This window comes from Commensalibacter melissae, assembly GCF_003691365.1.
Classification (GTDB): domain Bacteria; phylum Pseudomonadota; class Alphaproteobacteria; order Acetobacterales; family Acetobacteraceae; genus Commensalibacter; species Commensalibacter melissae.
Window position 1 is genome coordinate 1,261,706 of record NZ_CP033087.1, and the last position, 22,780, is coordinate 1,284,485.

19 protein-coding genes are annotated in these 22,780 nt (G+C 37.0%); 6 read left to right on the top strand and 13 right to left on the bottom strand.

Annotated elements, in window-relative coordinates; genetic code table 11:
• Position 1: 1 nt before the first annotated feature.
• Complete coding sequence (cyoA, locus tag D9V35_RS05770) at positions 2 to 940, bottom strand: ubiquinol oxidase subunit II (protein WP_110438189.1); 939 nt, start codon at positions 938 to 940, stop codon at positions 2 to 4.
• A 352-nt stretch (positions 941 to 1,292) separates the two neighbouring features.
• Positions 1,293 to 2,063, bottom strand: a complete 771-nt coding sequence (locus tag D9V35_RS05775; protein ID WP_122123732.1) for a Bax inhibitor-1/YccA family protein — start codon at positions 2,061 to 2,063, stop codon at positions 1,293 to 1,295.
• A gap of 137 nt (positions 2,064 to 2,200) precedes the next feature.
• Here D9V35_RS05775 and thpR point away from each other — a divergent pair, with 137 nt between their 5' ends.
• Positions 2,201 to 2,746: an RNA 2',3'-cyclic phosphodiesterase gene (gene thpR, locus D9V35_RS05780; RefSeq protein WP_122123733.1), complete on the top strand. Its 546-nt coding sequence runs from the start codon at positions 2,201 to 2,203 to the stop codon at positions 2,744 to 2,746.
• Here the strand turns inward: thpR and D9V35_RS05785 are convergent.
• Positions 2,743 to 4,809: a lysylphosphatidylglycerol synthase domain-containing protein gene (locus D9V35_RS05785; RefSeq protein WP_122123734.1), complete on the bottom strand. Its 2,067-nt coding sequence runs from the start codon at positions 4,807 to 4,809 to the stop codon at positions 2,743 to 2,745. The two genes, thpR and D9V35_RS05785, sit on opposite strands and share 4 nt — an antisense overlap.
• A gap of 51 nt (positions 4,810 to 4,860) precedes the next feature.
• The gene (locus D9V35_RS05790) at positions 4,861 to 6,474 is read right to left on the bottom strand and encodes a lysine--tRNA ligase (protein ID WP_122123735.1); all 1,614 of its coding nucleotides are present in this window, start codon (positions 6,472 to 6,474) and stop codon (positions 4,861 to 4,863) included.
• A 126-nt stretch (positions 6,475 to 6,600) separates the two neighbouring features.
• On the opposite strand from D9V35_RS05790, the gene D9V35_RS05795 reads away from it, so the two are divergent.
• A complete protein-coding gene (locus D9V35_RS05795) occupies positions 6,601 to 9,423 on the top strand; it encodes an ATP-dependent DNA helicase (RefSeq protein ID WP_122123736.1) in 2,823 nt (940 codons plus the stop codon).
• 95 nt (positions 9,424 to 9,518) lie between these two features.
• Here the strand turns inward: D9V35_RS05795 and D9V35_RS05800 are convergent, their stop codons facing one another.
• The 3 genes from D9V35_RS05800 to groES form a co-directional block, all read right to left on the bottom strand.
• A complete protein-coding gene (locus D9V35_RS05800) occupies positions 9,519 to 9,722 on the bottom strand; it encodes a cold-shock protein (protein WP_110438195.1) in 204 nt (67 codons plus the stop codon).
• A 462-nt stretch (positions 9,723 to 10,184) separates the two neighbouring features.
• On the bottom strand, positions 10,185 to 11,831 hold the full coding sequence (gene groL, locus D9V35_RS05805; protein ID WP_110438196.1) for a chaperonin GroEL: 1,647 nt from the start codon (positions 11,829 to 11,831) through the stop codon (positions 10,185 to 10,187).
• 67 nt (positions 11,832 to 11,898) lie between these two features.
• On the bottom strand, positions 11,899 to 12,189 hold the full coding sequence (gene groES / locus D9V35_RS05810; RefSeq protein WP_110438197.1) for a co-chaperone GroES: 291 nt from the start codon (positions 12,187 to 12,189) through the stop codon (positions 11,899 to 11,901).
• A 339-nt stretch (positions 12,190 to 12,528) separates the two neighbouring features.
• Between groES and D9V35_RS05815 the strand changes: the two genes are divergently transcribed.
• The 3 genes from D9V35_RS05815 to D9V35_RS05825 all read left to right on the top strand — a co-directional run bounded on the left by D9V35_RS05815 (position 12,529) and on the right by D9V35_RS05825 (position 15,475).
• Complete coding sequence (locus tag D9V35_RS05815; RefSeq protein ID WP_122123737.1) at positions 12,529 to 13,116, top strand: TetR/AcrR family transcriptional regulator; 588 nt, start codon at positions 12,529 to 12,531, stop codon at positions 13,114 to 13,116.
• Positions 13,117 to 13,186: 70 nt separating this feature from the next.
• Positions 13,187 to 14,272, top strand: a complete 1,086-nt coding sequence (locus tag D9V35_RS05820; protein WP_122123738.1) for an alkene reductase — start codon at positions 13,187 to 13,189, stop codon at positions 14,270 to 14,272.
• Between the two features lie 111 nt (positions 14,273 to 14,383).
• Positions 14,384 to 15,475 (top strand): alkene reductase, encoded by a 1,092-nt coding sequence (locus tag D9V35_RS05825; RefSeq protein WP_122123739.1) that lies wholly within the window; start codon positions 14,384 to 14,386, stop codon positions 15,473 to 15,475.
• A 54-nt stretch (positions 15,476 to 15,529) separates the two neighbouring features.
• Here the strand turns inward: D9V35_RS05825 and D9V35_RS05830 are convergent, their stop codons facing one another.
• Genes D9V35_RS05830 through D9V35_RS05840 form a run of 3 tightly spaced genes read right to left on the bottom strand, consistent with a single transcriptional unit; the run spans position 15,530 to position 18,450 of the window.
• Positions 15,530 to 16,423, bottom strand: a complete 894-nt coding sequence (locus D9V35_RS05830) for an S-methyl-5'-thioadenosine phosphorylase (RefSeq protein ID WP_122123740.1) — start codon at positions 16,421 to 16,423, stop codon at positions 15,530 to 15,532.
• The gene (locus D9V35_RS05835) at positions 16,410 to 17,192 is read right to left on the bottom strand and encodes a cytochrome c1 (RefSeq protein WP_162988594.1); all 783 of its coding nucleotides are present in this window, start codon (positions 17,190 to 17,192) and stop codon (positions 16,410 to 16,412) included. Before D9V35_RS05835 ends, D9V35_RS05830 begins: the two co-directional genes overlap by 14 nt.
• A 16-nt stretch (positions 17,193 to 17,208) precedes the next feature.
• Positions 17,209 to 18,450: a cytochrome b gene (locus D9V35_RS05840; RefSeq protein ID WP_122123742.1), complete on the bottom strand. Its 1,242-nt coding sequence runs from the start codon at positions 18,448 to 18,450 to the stop codon at positions 17,209 to 17,211.
• A 180-nt stretch (positions 18,451 to 18,630) separates the two neighbouring features.
• Here D9V35_RS05840 and D9V35_RS05845 point away from each other — a divergent pair, with 180 nt between their 5' ends.
• Entirely contained in the window at positions 18,631 to 19,698 is a 1,068-nt protein-coding gene (locus D9V35_RS05845) for a hypothetical protein (RefSeq protein WP_122123743.1), read from the top strand.
• Between the two features lie 8 nt (positions 19,699 to 19,706).
• Here the strand turns inward: D9V35_RS05845 and D9V35_RS05850 are convergent, their stop codons facing one another.
• The 3 genes from D9V35_RS05850 to D9V35_RS05860 form a co-directional block, all read right to left on the bottom strand.
• Complete coding sequence (locus D9V35_RS05850) at positions 19,707 to 20,195, bottom strand: Smr/MutS family protein (RefSeq protein ID WP_162988595.1); 489 nt, start codon at positions 20,193 to 20,195, stop codon at positions 19,707 to 19,709.
• Positions 20,196 to 20,414: 219 nt separating this feature from the next.
• Positions 20,415 to 21,833, bottom strand: coding sequence for a cytochrome-c peroxidase (locus D9V35_RS05855; RefSeq protein ID WP_122123745.1), 1,419 nt, complete (start codon positions 21,831 to 21,833; stop codon positions 20,415 to 20,417).
• 101 nt (positions 21,834 to 21,934) lie between these two features.
• On the bottom strand, positions 21,935 to 22,756 hold the full coding sequence (locus D9V35_RS05860) for a DNA-methyltransferase (RefSeq protein WP_240993412.1): 822 nt from the start codon (positions 22,754 to 22,756) through the stop codon (positions 21,935 to 21,937).
• Between the last annotated feature and the right edge of the window lie 24 nt (positions 22,757 to 22,780).

The following is a 22,780-nucleotide window of genomic DNA, read 5'->3' on the forward strand; positions in this document are numbered from 1 at the left end:
TCTATTCCTCTGCGTGCTTCATTTCACCAGATTGACTTGAGCTCATATGAATCATTTGCCCAGTAGCTTTATCCATAACCATACCATTGTTATATTTTGCTATGATTGTATCGAATAAAACCGGTTCAACATGAGCATAGTATTCAACTGGATTTTTAATACTATCTTCATGCAATTTAGCATATGTTTCATTATTCAAGTCTTGAGAAGACGCACGAACTTTTTCAATCCAGTCCTGAAATCCCTTTTCATCTTTAACCAATGTACGGAATCTCATATCTGAATATCCAGCACCACTGTAATTATTGGTTTCCCCCAAATAATCACCTTCTGTAGAAGCCAATAAATGCAATTGAGTTTGCATACCAGCCATTACATAGACTTGTGACCCTAGCTGCGGAATCCAAAAAGAGTTCATTGTCGCATCGGACGTTAATCGGAAGGAAACTGGTGTATTAACAGGTACTACCAATTGATTAACTGTGGCTATACCATATTCAGGATAAATAAATAACCATTTCCAGTTTAACGCAACAACCTGAACATCAATTGGTTTGACTTGTGGATTATCAGCAGGTGCAGCGATTGGTTTATAAGGATCCAATTCATGAGATGAAACAAATGTTTTATATGCAAGAAAAGCAATCAAACACATTGGAATTCCCCACATACATATTTCAATCGGAAGTGAGAAATCCCATTTTGGTGAATATGTTGCACTGGTATTTGATGCACGATAACGTCTTGCAATAATTAAGGTTGCAATAATAACGGGAATAACAACGCAAAGCATTGCCCCTACCGTCATCATAATCAATTCTTTCTCACTTTGTCCTATCGGTCCTTTTGGATCAAATAAAACCAAGTTACATCCACCCAACATAAGAGTAGATGTTAAACCCACTACCGATAATGTAATTTTCGGTAATAATTTTTTCATTCTATGCCTCGTTGATTCTGACATCGCTCAACTCATCAGCGTGTTTATTTTATAAAACTTCTTTTTAATTGAGAAATCATATAAAAAAACAGTTTTATATTATTAAATTTTTATATAAAATTCATTCTTCATAAAAAGACCACAATTTTTTCTAAATTTAGACATATAATCATGATCTTAGTATAATGTTATTTTATATCTAATTGTTTACTATAAATAACATCCCATTACAACTCACTTTATAAGCAAGCACTTATTAAATATCGATTATGGATTATGGCTATAATCAAAAAAAAATAGTGCTGAATAAATCAGCACTATTTTCAACATTCATAAAACTGTCATTTTAAGCTTAGTTGTCGTTTTGACGAACACCCATGAATTGCAGCATAAACTGAAACAGGTTGATAAAATTCAAATACATACTTAAGGCATCATAAACGCTGGCTTTAAGCACGATATCAGACCCTTCATATTGATAAAGATTTTGATAGGAAAGCTTAATACGTTGAGTATCCGTAGCGGCAAGACCTGTAAAAATGATCACTCCAACTATATTAATGATTAATCCTAGTTGTCCGCTTTTGAAAAAAATATTCGCAACCATGGCTAAAACAAGACCAAACAGACCCATCCCTAAAAAAGAACCAATACCTGTCAAATCTTTGTGAGTTGAGTATCCCCACAAAGACATTCCTGCAAACATACCTGCTGTGACTACAAACGTCCTTACGATGGATTCACCTGTATATACATAAAAGATATTTGCCATACTAACGCCCATGACACCACAAAATACCCAGAAAAGCGTTTGTGCAGCTTGCGTTGAAAGACGATTGACCCCAAAGGACATTACCAAGACAAATGCCAATGGTGAAAAAATAGCGATATAACCCAATAATGTTGGTGTGATTCCAATGGTTCTGTATCCCATCACTACCGGATGATAAAATATATCACCTAAAGATGTGTTAACAACCAAATATGAAACTAATGCAGTTAGCAACAACCCTGATGCCATCCAATTATAGATACGAAGCATATAATTTCTAAGACCTGCATCATATGCGACTTTGGCATTGACATTGGTCATATTGTTATAAGAATCAGGACGAAATACCATTTACTTTACTCATTAAAATTTTCATAGACTTATATAATATATTTCATTTACAGCCCAAATATCAAGCATTGAAAAAAAATATGTTATATTCATAATTAATACGCAAAGAGTTGAATTATAAAAACAGAATTGATCATATGCGCTTATTTATAGGTATTGATTTCCCAAATTATGTAACTCGCCATTTAAGTCAATTAAGAGGTAGTTTGACCTATGTAAGATGGTATGACCCTGGGACCTACCACCTCACACTAAATTTTATAGGTGAAATTAATGACTATGATCTGTTGAATGATCTTGATTTGACACTTGAAAAAATATCGCCCCCTTCATTCAATTTGACAATTGATAAGGTTAATCTATTTCAAACAGCATCCAATACCCAAATATTATGGGCGGGGATCCAGCCTTCTGAGAGTCTGGTTCATTTACGTAAAAAAGTGGAACAAATCTTAAGACAATTAGAAATCAAAACTCAAAAACAAAAATTTGTTCCCCATATTACACTGGGGAAAGGTTCTTGCCTTCCTCAAGAACATATCAAACAATGGTTGAATCATTATAACCTGTTAAAAATTCCCGATATTGAAATAACCCACTTCTCATTGTTCAGCTCGTATCCTGGTAAGGAGCAGCCCAATTACATAATTGAGAAAAATTATCCATTATCTTTTCAAACTTAAGATTTTTTGAATTTACCAATCAGATTAATCATAAAACTAGCATACTGGACTTCACAACAAACAAAATGGTCCGTTTTATCCAGTTTCAAACTCGCCAATCCAAAATCATGATAAATGGTCAGGTATTTTTTTCCCGCACCCCAAAAACCAATAGACCGATTTTCCTGTAACGCCAAATCCCTAAGACGCCAGATAGTATTGACAATTTCACGTTCATTACCCACGGGATCTCCTATTCCGACTAAAAAATTATCCTTACGAATAAAAGGTATAGCCGTTCCCTCCTTTGAGCAGATCAAGATACCATTCGGTTTAATATCATCCAGTAATTTATTGTCTGTATCAGACATAACCCGATATAATTCTTTAGTTTCCCCTGACCAGGGCCATGAAACTATTTTTGCTGGAAGCATAAGCTTAAACAATATTAAAATTCCGCTTATTCCCACCACTGCAATAATTATTTTTGTTGCGATTGAAATATTGCCAGAGAAAAAAACCTGAACAACTCCATATTGAGCAATTGATTGCGGGATTAACCAGTTTATTATCAATACAGTGGTTAAAAATAAAATAACCTCTACAATAATTTTGCTGGAAAACGGTGCATCCGTTAAACTGGCTGATCGATAATAACATTTTCTAAACGGTGCAATAAAAAACGCAACCAAAGTCAGTATGGCCGGAATAATGAGATAAGTTCCCATAATCAACGTAATTACTGCTGATGCAATTAAAATACAAAGACTTAATCCCCATGCGAGTGTAATTCTACGGACTAATGACACCGTAAGAGTTAATAGGATAAGACCTAAAAACGATAAAATATAATCGCCTGTAAGTTCAATAAATAATGAAAAAGTTCCTGCATCGTGAAGAATCAATCCGGAATCAAACAAAGGCACAGCCAGATCAATCAAAGCGCAAATAAAAACTGCCGCTGCTGCAATGGCTACAGAAAAAGCCGCATCACTCTCCCGCAGATTTTCATCAATGAATAGAGATGGATTGAATCGTAACAGATTCTTTTTTCTGGGCTTATCAAATATGGATTTGCTTCTAATTAAAATTTCATGCACTGCAAACATACTGCCTGCAATAAACAATGGTATTAAATAATACAAAAACCGGAAAACAAATATAACACACATAATATTGGCCATTGGCATATAATTTTTTAAAGCCAATATCATGCTGCCCTCAAACACCCCTGCGCCCCCAGGTACACTTGATATTAACCCGGCAATATAGGAAGCGATATAAATCGCCATAAAAGACATAAAATCAAGTGCGGGATAACCGGTCATGATTGAATGAGACGGTACGACACAATAAGGGATTGCAGCCGTTATTATAACTTCAGCAGTTGCGACAACAATTTGTGAAATAGCCATGGATGGCCGAGGAAACGATAAAGTATATTTCCAGACTTTTAACGTGTTGCATCGGAATGAAAGAAAAATATAACCAAAGACCCCTAACCACGCGACAATTCCGATAAAAATAAATATCCAGCCTGGCAATGCCTGCCCAATGATTGGTAATGAATTCGATTTAAATATTAATAACGCGCCTACTAGCACCGCAACACCTATAAAATAGGTAATGGAACAAAAGGCGATAACCTGAAGGATTTCTAAAGGCTTAAGCCCCCAACTCCCATATAACCGGAAACGAACCATTGCTCCAGAAACTGCCGACAAACCAATATTATGTGAAAGCACATAGGAACAAAAAGATGCAAAGGCAGTTTTCAAAAAAGACAAGCGGTATCCAATTTGTCTAACAGCCATTTTATCATAAAACGACAGGACAAAAAATGACAATAAGGTGCACGCTCCAGCCATTAACAAGGAAAAAGTGGGAATTTGTTCAAAAGATAGCTTAATCTCTTTCAGGCTGAGATGTTTGAATTCCTTTTGCACAACATAAATTGCAGCCACGAATAACAAAACACCAATAATACGAGAACAATATTTTAAATGAATCTTCCAACCCGTGTTTTTATAATGTTTCCCATCATTCTGGGTGTTATTGAGTTTTTCGAAATCCGATGGCTGCATGAATCTTCTATGTTATAATTGATAAAGCAAAATCTTTCGATCTTCTTATATTTATCTTTTTACCGCCTTGTTAATCAACTCTATTGTTTCTTTTATTCCATATACGGCGATAAACATTCCGAAACGTGGCCCATCTTTTTGTCCGAGTAACACTTCATAAAGACAACCAAACCAATCCCTTAACGGTTCAAATTCGTATTTTTTACCGATTGCAAACACCAAATTTTGTAAAATATCAGGTTTATGCTCTTCCGCTGGTAATTTCTTCAATTCAACAGATAACTCAATCAAAGCCCTTGCCTCTCGTTCATCCGGTGTACGATAAACCTTATGGGGACGAATGAAATCAGCATAATATGCCAGGGCATTCTCTACTAGCTGAGCCAACATGGGGCTATTGTCAGGCGATACAGATTCATCATATCGTTTAAGAAATCCCCATAATATCTCGGCTCTTTCCGCATTCGCAACACTGGCAAGATTTAATAACATTGCGAATGAAATCGGACTTCCCGCTTTTTTTGGTAAAACACCTCCATGTATGAACCAGGCAGGATTAGCATATTTCTTTTCTTTTTCAGCGGGTCCGACACTATCATCTTCCCGCTCTGATTTCTGCCAATTTTCAACATGTTTAAGATATTCATCTGTAGTCTTGGGTATAACATCAAAAAATAATCTTTTCGCCCGTCTAGGTGCATTAAACATATATTGCGCAAGACTTTCCGAGGGACCATATCGCAACCATTCTTCAATCGACAGTCCATTTCCTTTCGATTTTGAGATTTTTTGCCCCTGATCATCAAGAAATAATTCATATGTTAGATTGGCTGGTGGAGTGCCACCAAGAATTTTACAAATCTTGCTTGAAAGTCGAACACTGTCAATCAGATCCTTTCCTGACATTTCATAATCTACCCCCAGGGCATACCAGCGCATTGCCCAATCAGCTTTCCATTGTAATTTTGCATATCCACCTGTAACAGGGGTTTCAAAAAGCTTGCCATTCCCATCACGCCATTGAATAGTTCCAGATACCGGATCAATTTTTTCCATAGGAACTTGCATAACAATTCCCGTTTCAGGATGGACAGGTAACACAGGGGAATAGGTGGCCCGTCTTTCTTCTCTCAGTGTCGGTGCAATTACAGCAACTATCTTGTCGTGAACTTCCAATATTCTTTTCAAAGCGGAATCGAATTTTCCTGATTGATAATATTCTGTTGAGGAGACAAATTCATATTCAAATCCAAAATGATCAAGAAAGGAACAAAGTTGGGCATTATTATGTGCACCAAAAGATTCATGTGTTCCAAATGGATCAGGTATACTTGACAAAGGTTTTCCTAAATGTTCTTTTAACATTTCCTGATTAGGTACATTTTCTGGAATTTTACGTAAACCATCCATATCATCTGAAAATGCAAGAATGACAGCTTTTTTCCCTGTCAGGGCCTGATATGCCTGGCTGACCCAAGAAGTGCGAGCCACTTCGCCAAATGTTCCGATATGCGGTAAACCAGAAGGGCCATATCCTGTTTCAAGCAAGGCGGGTTTATCCGATTTATCTTTTTTATTCCGAACATGTTCAGCCAATTTTACGGCTTCCTCGAAAGGCCATATTTTGGGTATTGAAGTAAAAGAAGAAAAATCGTTTATTGTCATTATTTTACAGCCACTATAAAAATGCCTGCCCTCTGATTAAATATGGATTTAAAAAACTATTATCTGTTAGATTAACAGGATAAAAATCAATATATTATCATATACGTATGAATTGTTAGAAAATAAATGGTTTTAAAAGATTATTCCGCATTAATTATTCATGATAATCAATTTTCATTATTTAATACGGATGGAGAAATTCTTAATTTACCGTTACAGACATTGATTGCTGAACTTGAACAAACAACTGAATTGCTGATCATACACAAATCTTATACCTACCGTAAACTAAAATCCCCAAAAACCATTCATACTGACCGGTGGCTTGATTTGCTTGAACTTGCCGCATTTGTATTTCCCGTTCAATCCTTTGGCTATACAGTCACAAATTTTGCCAATGCATTAAAAATCCCCATGCCTTTAAATCCTGAAGCTGATTTTTTAATAATTATCTGCGATTATCTTATCCTAAAATTCAAGGAAGAATATAATCATGGCAATAAAGACCTGATTGCCGCTCGGCTAGCGGCCCTCTATCATGCACAATGGTTATGGGCTCCAATATTATTATCTGCACTTGATATTTCTCTACCGTTACCAGCGCAACAACTGCAAGCTTCTGACGCGCTCAGAATATGGCAACGATTACCAAAATGGCAAGAACTTTCCCCACGTCCCAAACCCAGCCAATTTCCTGTCAAACGCCAGGAAACCTTTAATCGTTTGGCCGAAATTCTGGGACCTGGCGCTGAAGATCGAGCTGGACAAATTGATTTTACAGATGTTGCCCGTTATGCATTTGAACCTTGTGTGGAACAGGGAAAACCCAATATTGTATTAGCCGAGGCAGGAACAGGTACAGGAAAGACCTCTGCCTATATTGCTCCAGCAAGTTTATGGGCTGAACACAATAAAGGAACAGTTTGGATAAATACCTACACGCGCCATTTACAAAGGCAAATCGAACATGAATTCCATTATCTTTATCCAGATCCTGCCACCCGCAAGAAAAAAATTGTGGTCCGAAAAGGTAGAGAGAATTATTTATGTTTATTAAATTTAGATGAATATATTACGCTTCATTTCAATAAAAATGATGGTAACGGTAATAATATCGCCATTGTTTTATTATGCAACTGGGCTGAACAAAGCAATGATGGTGATCTTTTTGGAGGTGACCTGCCTAACTGGTTCCATGATCTTTTTGACAACAGAATATTATCTATTCTTGCTGAAAGACGGGGTGAATGCATTCATGCAAGTTGCCCACATTACCAGACTTGTTTTGTTGAACATTCCATTCGCAGAGCCCAAAATGCAGAAATTGTTATTGCAAATCACGCCCTGGTCATTAACCACTTTGCCTGGTCTTTAGATAATGCCTCTCCTGAATGGGAAAGTAATCTACCGTCCCGCTTGATTTTTGACGAGGCCCATCATATATCGGATGCAGCCGATTCAGCTTTTTCAACCGCTTTCTCGGCTACTGAAACCAGCGAATTGAGACGATGGCTATTAGGAAATGAAGGGAACAATACACGTTCAAAAGGATTGAAAAAGCGTATTCATGACGTAATTATTGGCAATAAAGCGCTTGAAAAGGATTTGGAAGAAATTATTGATTCCGCTTTTATTTTACCCCCCTTAAATTGGTCAAGTCATCTTGCATCATTTCATGACAATAAGGATGAAAACCTAACCAATTTATCTGAGCGTTTCTTTTACCTCATATATCAGCAAATACAAGCCCGTTCTTCCCGTAACCAAATTATCAATCAGTCCTACGCAGAAACAAGACAATATGAATGCGATCTCTATCCGCTATTACCGGAATTAGTTGCACTTGTACCAAATTTAATTCAATCCTTTCAAAAATTGCTAAACTGTCTTTTAAAATTTACACGCAATATAGAAACCAAATTAAATAATGAAAAAGACTCTCTGGACAAAATGTCCCTTGAGAGACTTGAGACAACTCACGCAACATTAACCCGGAAAGCGGTTACTCCCTTAACTCTATGGTTGGATCTTTTGACTTCATTGAATAAACCAGAACATTCCAATAGCCAACCTAAAACTCATGTTTCATTTCTGAAATCTGAACATAAGAATAAAAATATAACAGACGTAGGTTTATTTCATCATTGGCTTGACCCAACCATTCCATTGATGAAAATGCTGGCACCTTCAATACAAGGTATGCTTTTCACCTCTGCAACCTTACGCGATGAAAGTAACAATGACACAGAAGCATCCTGGCAAGCAGCCGAACAAAGAGTTGGGACAGAACATCTTCCCGTTCAACCTCTTAGAGCTGCATTAAGTTGTCCCTTCAATTATGACAAGCAAGCCCGTGTTTTTGTAGTTAATGACATTAATATTCATTCCATTAATGAAGTGGCCCATGCCTACCTGCATTTATTCAAGGCCTCCAAAGGTGGTGCATTGGGATTGTTTACAGCAATTCATCGGTTACGTGCAATTTATCACCAGATTAATGAATCTTTGGAAAAAGATAATATTTCTCTTTTTGCACAACATATCGATCCATTGAGTAATAATAGTCTGGTTGAATTGTTTAAAAATGATATGCGCTCCTGTCTATTGGGTACTGATGCCATGCGGGATGGAATCAATATTCCAGGTAATTCTTTACGCCTTGTTGTATTTGAAAGAATACCCTGGCCTCGCCCTGATATTCTTTATCGAGAAAGAAGAAAGTATTTTTATAAAGACAAACCCAATCTTTATGATGAGCAAATTGTTCGATTGCGCTTAAGACAGGCTTTTGGCAGATTGATACGTACTCAATCAGACAAGGGAATTTTTATTATTTTGGACCGTCGTACACCAACTCGTGTATTGTCCGCTTTCCCAAAAAATGTTCCGATACGAAGACAGAGCCTACAAGAGGTAATCAATCAGACGACCCTTTTTTATGAAAAATAAATCATCATAAACAACAAAACCAGCTCTTTATCAAAAGAGCTGGCTTGCTTACGGTAAATAGATAACTCTAATACCAGTAATCGTATGCTTCGATCTTACAAAGGCTTGAGATTAGCTGCAGCAGCTTTACCTCTTTCTGTTACAATATCATAGCTTACACGCTGATTTTCCTTCAAATCACGAAGTCCAGCAGCCTGAACAGCTGTAATATGCACAAAAACGTCTTTGCCACCTTCTTCAGGGACAATAAAACCAAATCCTTTTGTAGGATTAAACCATTTCACGGTTCCAGTATACATTATAACCGCGCATCCTTATCATATATAGAATATCAAGCCTTGAAACATAGACCTGATATAGAGTTAAAATCAAAACGAATAAATCGTTTACCTATTCAGAAAGAAAACTTTCATGGGACTATTTGACACATAAAATAAATAAACTGTCAATATAATTATTATTTATTAAATAAAAAAAACATATATATTGTAAATTTAATATAAAATATAAATAAATTTTTAGTATTTATTAAAATTTTAGAATATTTATTTATTATTTAGAATAAAACACTTAAAAAATATATCGCAACATTTCATTTACAATATTATTCAAGACTATTTAATATGGTTAATTTAATAATTACTACTTCATAATTGTGATCAAATATTCACATATATAAAAAGGTTACTGCCATTATTGACAGTAACCTTTCAGGATAAGATAATTATTTAGTTATTATCCTTTGTGCAATAAGGGAGAAATTAGAAATCCATTCCACCCATACCGCCCATGCCACCCATACCTGCAGGCATTTCAGGAGCTTTTTTCTCTGGACGTTCTGCAACCATCGCTTCAGTTGTAATCAACAGACCAGCTACAGAAGCCGCATCTTGTAAAGCGCTACGAACAACCTTTGTCGGATCAATGATACCGGCCTGAACGAGATCCTTATATTCTCCAACCTGAGCATCAAAACCAAAATTATATGAGTCATTTTCAAGAACTTTACCAGCGATAACCGCACCGTCTTCACCAGCATTTTCAACAATTTGGCGCAATGGGGTTTGCAATGCCTTGCGAACAATATCAACACCAACACGTTGATCATCATTTTCGTGAGTATGATTGGAAAGTCTTAAAGATGCACGTGCCAATGCGGTACCACCACCTGGAACAATACCTTCCTCAACTGCTGCACGAGTTGCATGAAGAGCATCATCCACACGGTCACGACGCTCCTTAACTTCCACCTCTGTAGATCCACCAACGCGGATAACAGCAACACCACCTGCTAATTTAGCAAGACGTTCCTGTAATTTCTCACGATCATAATCTGAGGTTGTCTCTTCAATCTGAGCACGGATTTGGTTACAACGTCCCTTGATTTGATCAACGTCACCAGTACCTTCAACGATTGTTGTATTTTCCTTATCGATATGGACTTTTTTAGCGTTACCAAGCATTTTAATTGTAACGTTTTCAAGTTTAATACCAATATCTTCACTTACAACCTGACCACCGGTTAAAATGGCAATATCTTCAAGCATTGCCTTACGACGATCACCAAAACCAGGCGCTTTCACAGCAGCAATTTTTAAGCCACCACGCAACTTGTTAACAACCAAGGTTGCCAATGCCTCACCATCAACATCTTCAGCAATAATCAACAACGGACGACCGCTTTGAACAACACTTTCCAACAAAGGCAGCATTGGCTGTAAAGATGAAAGCTTCTTTTCATGGATCAAGATTAAAGGATTATCAAGATCAGCGGTCATTTTTTCTGCGTTTGTAACGAAATATGGAGAAATATAACCACGATCAAATTGCATTCCCTCAACAACATCGAGTTCTGTTTGCAACCCTTTGGCTTCCTCAACAGTGATAACGCCCTCTTTGCCAACTTTTTCCATGGCTTTGCTGATCATATCACCAATTTCTTTTTCACCATTTGCAGAAATGGTTCCAACCTGAGCAATTTCGGATTGGGTAGAAATTTTCTTTGTTTTTGCCTTCAATTCTTCAACAACAATTGAAACCGCCTTATCAATTCCACGTTTCAGATCCATAGGATTCATACCTGCAGCAACCGATTTTAACCCCTCACGAACAATCGCTTGAGCTAAAACCGTGGCGGTTGTTGTTCCGTCACCGGCAACATCATTGGTTTTTGAAGCAACCTCGCGAACCATTTGGGCGCCCATATTCTCAAACTTGTCAGCAAGCTCGATTTCTTTTGCAACAGATACACCGTCCTTGGTAATACGGGGTGCACCAAAGCTTTTATCAAGAACAACGTTACGCCCTTTTGGACCCAAGGTTACCTTAACTGCATCTGCCAGAATATCAACGCCACGTAACATACGTTGACGTGCATCAGCACCAAATCTTACATCTTTGGCTGCCATAATCTTAATCTCCTACAAGAAATTCTTTAAAAAAAGTCAAAATCAAAAGCTGGTGAAAAATTGCGGATTAACCTACAATTCCCATAATATCGCTTTCTTTCATAATCAAAAGCTCTTCGCCATTTAATTTGACTTCGGTCCCAGACCATTTACCGAATAAAACTTTATCACCTTTTTTAACATCCAGAGGAACAATTTGTCCCTGCTCATTACGAGCTCCCGGACCTACGGCAATGACTTCGCCTTCTTGAGGTTTTTCTTTTGCTGTATCTGGAATGATAATTCCACCGACAGTTTTTTCTTCACTGTTTAGCCGACGAACGACTACACGGTCATGTAATGGACGAAAATTCGTCATTTGGATCGCTCCATAATTTCTATATAATGCCCTTAATCAAAGCAGCATTATGGGTTTTAACTACGCGCGTTTTTGCCGCGTTACTCCAAATATTACAGTGGCATTATTGCCACTTATATTTGGTTTTAAGGTAACCATAATCATGTACAATGTCAACTAAATTTAATTCCTATGCACAGATATAAGTTACTTAAATTTTATCGATTGATTTATTGTGTATAATTACAATATATTTTAAAGAATAATACTTATTAAGTAAGTTACTTACAAAAGATTTTATCACATAACATAACGTGCTTTCAGACTCAAATCTCTTTTTCCGTAACCTCATATCGTCTTATGAATGCTAAAAATAAAAAAAATCTTCTTTTGAAAATTGGTCAGGAATTTTTTGCAAGCCAAGGTTTTACAAATGTTGGTTTAGCTGAAATTCTCAAACAAGCAAATATTCCCAAAGGCTCATTCTATTATTATTTCAATTCCAAGGAAGATTACGGCGTTCAGGTCATTGATCACTATATTGACAATTATATAATGGCTCTTCAGTCCTTACTTAAGTCTTCTTCACTTTCAGGAAAAGATCGTCTACTTAAATATTGGGAAAAATGGCAATTTTCACAATGCGACAATAATTTTGAGGGACATTGTCTTATCGTTAAATTAAGTTCTGAGGTGACGGATTATTCCGAACCGATGCGTAAGGCATTCTGTAGAGGAACCGACCGGATATTATCCCTTATCGCACAAATTATTGCCATAGGCCAAAAAGATAATTCCATTCACAATCAGGCTGACAATTTTTTTATAGCTCAACAACTATATCAACAATGGTTGGGAGCAAGTTTAATGGTGAAAATACAAAAACGGTCTACAGCATTTACTATCGCCCTCCATTTCACAAACTTTCTTCTTGACAATAATATTTAATTTTTCATAGATTAATAGACGACCGGTCTACTATTTTTTGAAAATATAATTATTAGTGAGGTTTACCACTATGCCTATTCTATTTGATCCCATTCAGTTGGGCGCAATAAAAGCTTCCAACCGTATCATCATGGCTCCTATGTCACGTTCAAGAGCGACAAAAGATCACATTCCCACCCCTATGATGATTGAATATTATCGTCAAAGGGCAACAGCTGGTTTGATCATTTCCGAGGGTACAGGAATTTCACAAGAGGGAATGGGATTTCCCTATGCTCCTGGTATATGGAATAAGGAACAGGTTGAAGCATGGAAACCCATAACCCAGGCTGTTCATGATAAAGGCGGTAAAATTATTTGCCAATTGTGGCATATGGGACGCACAGTACATTCTTCATTTTATCCATCTCCCATTTCTGCATCAGCAACCACAGCGCCAGGTCATGCACATACTTATGATGGGAAGAAACCCTATGTTCAGGCAAGGGCTTTACTTGTTGATGAAATTCCAAGATTACTCAATGATTATGCCAAAGCGGCACAAAATGCTATGGACTCTGGTTTTGATGGTGTCCAGATTCATGCCGCAAATGGCTACCTGATTGATGAATTTTTACGTGACAGCAGTAATTTCCGTCAAGATGAATATGGCGGTTCAATTGAAAATCGCCTACGTCTACTAATCGAGATTACGAAAATGGTTTGCCATGAGGTGGGTTCAGATCGAACATCTGTGCGTCTTTCTCCAAATGAACGTGTACAGGGTGTATTTGACAGCAATGCCAAAAGCCTTTTTATCGCTGCCAGCCAAGCGTTGAGTAGAGAAAAAATTAATTTCCTGGAAGTCAGGGAACCACAAATCGGCAATAAAGATAATTATGTGGAAAAAGATTTGACAGATGCTGACTATCATCCACCGATTTTTCCTTCTATGCGGGAAAATTTCAAGGGTAATTTCGTTATTAATGGAACGTATAATGGTCAACTGGCCCAAAAAATTGTTAAAACGGGACAAGCAGATGCAGTTTCTTTTGGTCGTCCTTTTATTTCCAATCCGGATTTGGTCGAAAAAATTAAAACGGGCAAACCCTTTGTCCCACATGATTCGTCCATTTGGTATACTCAGGATGAAAAAGGCTATATTGACTTCAAGTAAAATAATGAATGAATAGCCTTCCCGTATCTTTAATGATAATATCATTATGTTCATTTGCTTACGTCAATAGATAAAACTGACTTAACAAGATAATAATATTGGAAAAATTAAATGGTTACTTTATTTGACTCTATTCAATTGGGCGCAATAAAAGCATCTAACCGTATCATCATGGCACCCTTAACCCGGGGACGGGCCACAAAGGATCATATTCCAACTTCTTTAATGATAGAATATTATCGCCAAAGAGCCTCTGCAGGTCTGATCATTTCAGAAGGAACAGGAATTTCACAAGAGGGATTGGGATGGGCATATGCTCCAGGCATATGGAATAAACAGCAAGTTGAGGCATGGAAACCTGTAACCCAGGCTGTTCATGATGAGGGGGGTCATATTATTTGTCAATTATGGCATATGGGTCGAACCGTACATCCATCATTTTACCCTTCTCCTATTTCCGCATCAGCAACCACAGCTCCAAGATATGCACACACATATGAAGGAAAAAAGCCGTATGAAAAAGCGCGTGCATTACCCAAAGAAGAAATTCCCCGATTAATCAATGATTATATAAAAGCTGCAAATCATGCCATGGAAGCGGGATTTGACGGTGTACAAATACATGCCGCCAATGGATATTTGATTGATGAATTTTTAAGAGACAATTGCAATTTTAGAACGGATGAGTACGGCGGAAGTATTGAAAATAGAATCAGGCTACTAATTGAAATAACACATAATGTCTGCAAAACAGTGGGATCAGACAGAACTTCAGTTAGACTTTCACCAAATGAAGAAATTCAAGGCGTTCATGACAGTAATCCCGAACCATTATTTATTGCCGCCTCAAAGGCTTTAAGTAAAGAAAATATTAATTTTTTGGAAGTGAGGGAACCACGACCAGGTGAAGACAATTTCGTCATGTCAACCCTTACAGATCAGGATTTCTATCCCCCCATCGCTCCCGCAATGAGGAAAAATTTTAAGGGAAATTTTGTCATTAATGGCTCCTATAATGGGCACTCTGCTCAAAAAATTATCAAGAACAATGAGGCGGATGCTGTTTCATTCGGCCGACCATTTATTTCCAATCCCGACCTTGTTCACAAAATTAAAAATGATATCCCCCTAAAACCATCTGATAGCAAAACCTGGTTCAGTCAGGGAAAAGAAGGTTATACGGATTATCCCGTTGCAAAATAATCCAAGCTCTACTCTGGTTTATAAAAATTGATCAGAGTAGATTCAAAAATGAAATTATAAAACCCGATCAGCAATCGTTTTTAAACGTTCAACCAAAACAGGATCACGTTTTTCCGGTGCCGTTATCAATGCATAATCCAGGGCGTGTTTACATTGACATTCACTGTTCCCCTGAGGTCTTTTCCCTAAAGCTGGAATAAATTTCTCAACCAAAGAGCTAGCATGTCTGGCATTTTGCTTCAGTATTCTGACAACAGCTTCAACGCTAACCGCATCATGTTCCTCATGCCAACAATCATAATCGGTAACCATAGCAATTGTCGCATAACAGATTTCTGCCTCTCGCGCCAAAGCTGCCTCTGGCATATTGGTCATACCAATAACCGACGCACCCCATGAACGATAAAGCTGACTTTCCGCCCGTGTTGAAAACTGAGGGCCTTCCATAACAAGATAGGTTCCCCCCTTGACAACTTTGATTTCTAATTGTTTTGCCTGTTCATACAGCATCTGCCTCAATTTAGGACAAAATGGATCAGCCAGAGATACATGGGCAACCAATCCCTTTTCAAAAAAACTTTTGGTTCGTAAACGTGAACGGTCAATTAATTGATCCACCACAACAAATGTACCTGGGGACAATTCCTCTTTCAGGGAACCGACAGCAGAAACAGAAACAAGATCCGTAACACCTAGTTTTTTCATCGCTGCAATATTCGCCCGATAATTCACATCTGTTGGAGAATATACATGGCCCCGACCATGTCTCGGTAAGAATACACATGAAACACCATCAAGTGTGCCTTTTAATAACTGATCGGATGGCTTGCCCCAGGGTGTATCAACTTCCACCCACTGCTGATCACTCAAACCTGAAATATTATATAATCCCGAACCACCGATAACCCCAATGACTGGCTTATCATGAGTATGACTATTTATTGACATTTGACCACACTTTACGATTAATAAGAAATACAAGAATAATGATAAAAATCATATAAAGAAAAAGCATTATTCCCATACGATGACGTTCTGTCAAATGGGGATGTGCAACCCAATTCAGAAAAATGACAATATCTCTTGCTTGTTGTTCAACAGTTGCTGACGTGCCATCTTCATAATGAATACCTCCATCAGTCAAAGGAGGTTTCATCCCTATCTGGTGATGCGGTGCATAAAGATTATAATATGAGGCTTTATTGTCAAAATGAAAACCTGATGGTGCAGTTTCATAACCCAATAATAGAGCCATCACATAATCGGCCCCGTTTTTTCTGATCATCATGTAACGTGAAAAATCCGGCGGTATTTTACCGTTATTGGCTGTTTTCGCAATATTATCATTAAAGTACGGTTTTTTTAAATAATCAGTTACATTGGCTGGACGGTAATAATCCTGCCCTTGATTATCCTTGCCATCCATGACCTGATCCCTATGGGCAATTTTATCAATATGCTCAAGAGTCAATCCCATTTGCTGCAAATCAGCATAACGCATCACATTGATGGAGTGACATGAAGCACATTTTTGTCTATAAACCTGATAACCCCTTTGCACACTCGCATTGTCAAAATATCCTAATGAACCTCTAAAGCTCCACTCATAATGCGGTATAGTAATTTCATGATTTTTATCCACTGCCCAGATTGTCATCATTGCCGTTATAAAAATCAGGATATTTAAGAAAAAACCTAGAACAATCTTCTTAACCATGCCCATAAATCGCGTCCTATTTATTATCACATAATGAAGAATCATGTAATTTACATCGAATTTCAAAACGGGCCGATAAGGGTAAAATCACTAAAAAATGGCAATAATAATACAATAATGAAAGGCGTCCCACCCATATAAGTGAGTTAAATGTATGAAATTTTCCTACAATACCCAACATTACGAAAGCAATAACCAAAATAATCAATGATATACGGTAAATAGGTCTGTATCGTGCCGATTTAACAGGTGATGAGTCCAGCCACGGAACCAAGAATAGAAGAAAAATCGTTCCTGCTGATAAAGCCATTCCCCCAAATTTATATGGTATTATTTGTAAAATTCCGTAAAAAGGTAGGAAATACCACTCTGGAGCAATGGACGCTGGGGTTTCCAGTGGATTGGCTGGAATATAATTTTCACTATTTGTCAACAACCCTGGTTCAAAAAAAATCAAAATAACCATTATTAATCCGGAAACGCCTAGAACCAGCCCATCTTTTGCCACAAAATAAGGAAAGAAAGGAAGAACATTCTTTTTTGATGTAATATCGATTCCTTCAGGATTATTGGATTTTACATGATGCATGCAAATGACATGAAGAAAAACGATAAAACAGATTACAAACGCCAAAACAAAATGAATTGTATAGTAACGATGTAATGTCAGTGCGTTTGGTATTTCCCCACCCATCAACCAACCGGACAAATTTTGTCCTATGATTGGAATGGATGAAATCGCTTGAATAACTACATTAGCAGCCCAGTAAGACATTTGCCCCCATGGCAATATATATCCAGCAAAAGCCGTTATCATTACAGAAACTGTCAAAATCATCCCCGAACACCAGACCAGCTCTCTTGGTGATTTATAAGAACCGTAATATAATCCCCTAAACAAATGCAAATATAGAAAAGCCAAAAACAAATTTGATCCTGCCATATGAATGGATCTAATTAACCAGCCGCTTGGCACCCTTCTTTCAATCATCTCTATTGATAAAAAAGCATGATAAGGCATAGCTGTATAATATAAAGTTAAAAAAATCCCCGTCAGTAACATCAAGAATAAAATAACAGTTAAGACAGCACCAAATGTCCACCAAATATTCAAATTTTTAGGCATTGGAAACTGAATGTATTCTTTCTGAATCACCGAAAAAAAGGGAAAACGTTTATCCAGCCATAATTTAAAAGACTGTTTGTTCCTAACAGTTTTTTTTCTTTGCCCATTCTGGGATAAATTCAGATCACCCATGCCATTAACTTACTCAATAAAAAGCATACAAATTCTAAAAAATTATAAATAGTATAATAAATAACAATTTCGCCTTTATATTGCTACAATTCCATGTAAAATAAAACCAGTCATGTTTTTTATTAATGATTTACTTGTTTTTTCCTCTTAAAAAAATAATTTTCTATAAAGCAATCCTTCATGTCTTTATCGATATCCAGACGACATCTACTTAAATTTTTATCACTGACAGGTATGACAACAGCCCTACCCTCGTTGCCTATTAAGGCTAATGAAGTTTTATCAACGGTTGACCCTACTAAAGATGGTAAAGATGACTATTCACTTATAGTGGGTGGTACAAAAGAAAGTCGAATAGGTCAATTTTCCAGCACACTAGCAGATTTATTTAAACAGAATATCGAGAGTAACCCTTTGTTATCTCTGCAATTCACAACTGGTTATGATAGTGTAACAGCATCAAATTTATTCGATACAAGATTAACCCAAGACGGCTCGATCGCATTGATAACTTCTGGATCTGCCATTATCGCAGCCTTGGCCGCTGATCCGCGTGTTCATTTTGATTATCAACATTGGATACCTGTATTTTCAACCATCACTCCAATTATTGTTATATCGAGACAACCTTTTCATAACTCTATTCCTGATCTTTTAAAGAATAGAACAATGAAAGTTGGAGTCTCCACCCTTATTGGAAAAGAACTTCCAACATTATTGGGAATTGAACTTTTACAAATCAGTACTAAACCCGTAATCGGAATTACAACGTTATCAACTGGAATTGAAGCGTTACGTAACCGAACAATAGATATATTACAGATAGATTCCCCTGAGGGGTTTGCAGAACTGCCGAAATTGTTGGCCGAGGGATTTCATATCTTTTTTTCATTTGATCAGGAATCCTCGTATAGCCCTTCTTTTTCCAGTCTCTACACGAAATTGCCCCATTATCGCACAGGCAACACATTATTTGAAATATGGCAAACCCTTGCCCTTGCAGCCAGAATTAATTCTGCCGTTTTCTTGCCCATGCTGACCCCTTCAGCGCTTGTTACAAAATGGCGTTTGAATTTCGAAAAAATCACTGATAATCCTTATTTTCAATCAATTGTACATGCCAACAATATTGTCACTCAAAATAGTTTAAAAACAATTGATAATTTTTCAAAATTGATCCCCTCTGCTACAGCAACTTTGGCATTGAGACGCTGGTTGTCATTGAAAATTTCCCAATGGGAAAATTGAAAAAAATTCTAACGCCTTTTTTTCAGTAGAATTCTAACCGCTCCATTATTCGTAGCGGACACATAGGAAGTTGCAAGTATCATTGAATGTATATAAGGACGATTTAACCAATGAGGTAATTCTCTTTTGAGTATACCACCACCTTGGGATAGATTTCCAACACCTGTTATAATTTCGATACATCTTATTTGTTGTCTATAGGCATTTAAAATAAAATTTTCCAAGGCTAAAAATGCATGATGTGCTGTAAAACCGTGTAAATCTAATCTCCATTGCGATTTTAACTCGCCATTCTGAAACTTCTTCCAGGTATTTTTATCCAGTCCGGGTTGTTTCTGTCCAATTGCCATGAAAGAATCATTTTTATTATTTAATTGATTCTTATGAGCTTTAAAAAGTTTATAATGCTGTATGAACAAGGAATTTTCATTCAGCACTATTTTCTTAATATTGTTCGTCTGTTTGAAATTATTTTTATTCGTTTGTTTTTGAGACATGAAAAATGAATCAAGATCATTTTTTATATATATTAATTTATCCCGTTTTGCAGATTTTTTAATTGAATATGTAAAATTATCCCATAATATTCGTTCCTCTTTACTAAGCTGTCTTTTTTTCAAAATAATCCTCTTTCATTTACCCTTATCCTATCACAACAAAAAAACCTTTCACCCGTTTTAACAGGTGAAAGGTTAAACAAATAAACTAGCTTGAAATTATGGATTCATTTTATCAATAGATTGACCTTGATATTTTCCTGTTAATGATTTCAGGAATTCTACAATATCATCAACATCCTGATCTGGAATTTGATGATCAGGAGTTTGATATTTAACCATTTCAATTACAGCCTCTTTTAGGGTTTTCGCACTGCCATCATGAAAATAAGGCGCGGTCAAGGCAATATTGCGTAATAAGGGAATCTTAAAGAAGAAACGATCATTTTGATCATGTGTAAAATTAAATCGGCCAAAATCCGCATTTGTCAAGGCTTTGTTTAGACGATCCTGGAAAAAATCACGTTGCAGTCCCATTTTGGCAAAAGATGCTCCACCAACACCGACTCCATTATGGCAACTTGCGCAACCGATATTCTTAAAAACTTGATATCCATGTTTAGCTCGTTCACTAATCGCACTATCTATTCCCTTCAAATACATATCAAAGGGACTGTCTGGCGTAATCAAGGTTTTTTCATATTCTGCAATCGCTTCTGTTATTGTTTTCTGGTCAATTACGGAACTGTTATAGACATTCATGAAATCTTTTTCATATGAAGGGTCTTTACGTAATTTGTCAGCAACTTCCTCCCATTTTTTTGATCCCATTTCAATCGGGTTCATTACGGGCCCTGCAGCCTGTGCCATCAGATCGCTAGCTCTTCCGTCCCAAAACTGGGTGTGATTGAATACAGAATTATATACGGTGGGTACATTGATAGGACCTTTTTGACCATTAATCCCGGTTGCTGTTACAAGATTATCCACCCCGCCCTTTTTCAGATCATGGCATGAAGCACAGGTAAGGGTATTGTCACCAGATAAACGTTTTTCGAAAAACAGTTTTTCTCCCAGGGCAACCTTTTTGGCATCGACCTCTAAAGATTCAGGAATAGGTTGAATGGGTTCATCAGCAAATTGTTCTGCCACACCTGATGTTGCGTAACTTTGTCTACGTTCACGCTTGATCCATTTAATCACGGTATCTCGTTGCTCAGCTGAAAGGCGTGCATGCCAGTGCATTAATAAATACAGTGATGGCGGCATTAGATTTCGTTGCATTACGAATTCTATACGAGACAGGGAAACATTATCAACTGGCTCGCCTTTATTCATCGCATCAAGAACGGGTTCAAGATGAAAATTTTCCAGTCCCTTTGTGCGATCACTTTGCATCAACTGATTTGCCACAGGTATCTTGAAATAGAAAGGCATATCTACTTTTTGCGTATGACAGTAATCACAACGGGCTTCCCTTAAAACATTAAAAGCATCCATCGCCATTTTATCGTGACGCAATGGTGAACTATCTGACAAACTAGGGGCTGTAGAATGATCATAACGGGTTAAATACGTAACAACCCCTCCATAAACGATGGCAAAAACCACCAGAAGCATTAAAATAAGTTTTTTCATCCACTGTTTTCCAAACAATACATAACCTAGAATTTTTATAAATCTTTAGAATTTCAAAAAAATATCAAGTTTTGAATTAATAATAAATCAGAATTTATCTTTTATTTGGTCAATACCGCTTTTTCCAACCTTTCTTTGGCAATTTTTACATAATTTTTATCAATCTCCATTCCTATGGCCCTTCCCCCTTCATAATGGGCTGCCAATAAAGTAGTTCCCGTACCCATAAACGGATCCACTACAACTGGATTTTTTTTTCCATGCAACCTTAGACACATTTGGGGCAACGCAATTGGAAAAGTTCCAGGATGATTGAATTTTTCCGATTTTTTTCTAATCGTGTCATAGGGAATAAACCATACATCACCTCGACAACGTAAATCATACGTATGAGATCGTCTAGCAATATTGGACTTATCCTTATATGGAACTCCTACATTGAGACGATTTAACTGCACGATTCCAGTTTTCGTCAAATGGAATATATATTCATGATTGCGATGCAGAAATCGTTTGCTGACTACAGGTTTGAAATGACCGTAACTTTCCTCACCTATTGAAATAGACTTCACCCATTCTATGTGATTTTGCAATATGAAAATTTTTCTCAATCGGACAATCAGTTCAAATGGCAACCAAGGATTTGATGATGATCCGGCAATATTCAAAAAAAACGAAGCATCATCCTTCATGACTCTTTTAATTTCAAAACAGATTTTTTCAAGCCAATCGAGATATTCTGCCTCTCCCTTTTTATCCTGATAAGCGCTATAGACTATACCTAGGTTATATGGAGGAGAGGTAATAAAAACATCTACAGAACGGTCTTTCATTTTTTGCAAAACCGTTAAACAATCCCCCCTAATAATAGTATGCCTATCAACCCTGAAGCTATATGGACGTAATAAAAGTTCCTGTTTTATTTGAACTTTGGTCTTTTTACGTAA

Coding starts and splice junctions, on each gene's coding strand:
- D9V35_RS05850 (WP_162988595.1), bottom strand. CDS start 20,195: ATGTCTCAAAAACAAACGAATAAAAATAATTTCAAACAGACGAACAAT.
- groES (WP_110438197.1), bottom strand. CDS start 12,189: ATGACGAATTTTCGTCCATTACATGACCGTGTAGTCGTTCGTCGGCTA.
- D9V35_RS05775 (WP_122123732.1), bottom strand. CDS start 2,063: ATGGTATTTCGTCCTGATTCTTATAACAATATGACCAATGTCAATGCC.
- D9V35_RS05820 (WP_122123738.1), top strand. CDS start 13,187: ATGCCTATTCTATTTGATCCCATTCAGTTGGGCGCAATAAAAGCTTCC.
- D9V35_RS05815 (WP_122123737.1), top strand. CDS start 12,529: ATGAATGCTAAAAATAAAAAAAATCTTCTTTTGAAAATTGGTCAGGAA.
- D9V35_RS05845 (WP_122123743.1), top strand. CDS start 18,631: ATGTCTTTATCGATATCCAGACGACATCTACTTAAATTTTTATCACTG.
- D9V35_RS05785 (WP_122123734.1), bottom strand. CDS start 4,809: ATGCAGCCATCGGATTTCGAAAAACTCAATAACACCCAGAATGATGGG.
- D9V35_RS05825 (WP_122123739.1), top strand. CDS start 14,384: ATGGTTACTTTATTTGACTCTATTCAATTGGGCGCAATAAAAGCATCT.
- groL (WP_110438196.1), bottom strand. CDS start 11,831: ATGGCAGCCAAAGATGTAAGATTTGGTGCTGATGCACGTCAACGTATG.
- thpR (WP_122123733.1), top strand. CDS start 2,201: ATGCGCTTATTTATAGGTATTGATTTCCCAAATTATGTAACTCGCCAT.
- D9V35_RS05800 (WP_110438195.1), bottom strand. CDS start 9,722: ATGTATACTGGAACCGTGAAATGGTTTAATCCTACAAAAGGATTTGGT.
- D9V35_RS05830 (WP_122123740.1), bottom strand. CDS start 16,423: ATGTCAATAAATAGTCATACTCATGATAAGCCAGTCATTGGGGTTATC.
- D9V35_RS05840 (WP_122123742.1), bottom strand. CDS start 18,450: ATGGGTGATCTGAATTTATCCCAGAATGGGCAAAGAAAAAAAACTGTT.
- D9V35_RS05790 (WP_122123735.1), bottom strand. CDS start 6,474: ATGACAATAAACGATTTTTCTTCTTTTACTTCAATACCCAAAATATGG.
- D9V35_RS05835 (WP_162988594.1), bottom strand. CDS start 17,192: ATGGTTAAGAAGATTGTTCTAGGTTTTTTCTTAAATATCCTGATTTTT.
- cyoA (WP_110438189.1), bottom strand. CDS start 940: ATGAAAAAATTATTACCGAAAATTACATTATCGGTAGTGGGTTTAACA.
- D9V35_RS05795 (WP_122123736.1), top strand. CDS start 6,601: ATGGTTTTAAAAGATTATTCCGCATTAATTATTCATGATAATCAATTT.
- D9V35_RS05855 (WP_122123745.1), bottom strand. CDS start 21,833: ATGAAAAAACTTATTTTAATGCTTCTGGTGGTTTTTGCCATCGTTTAT.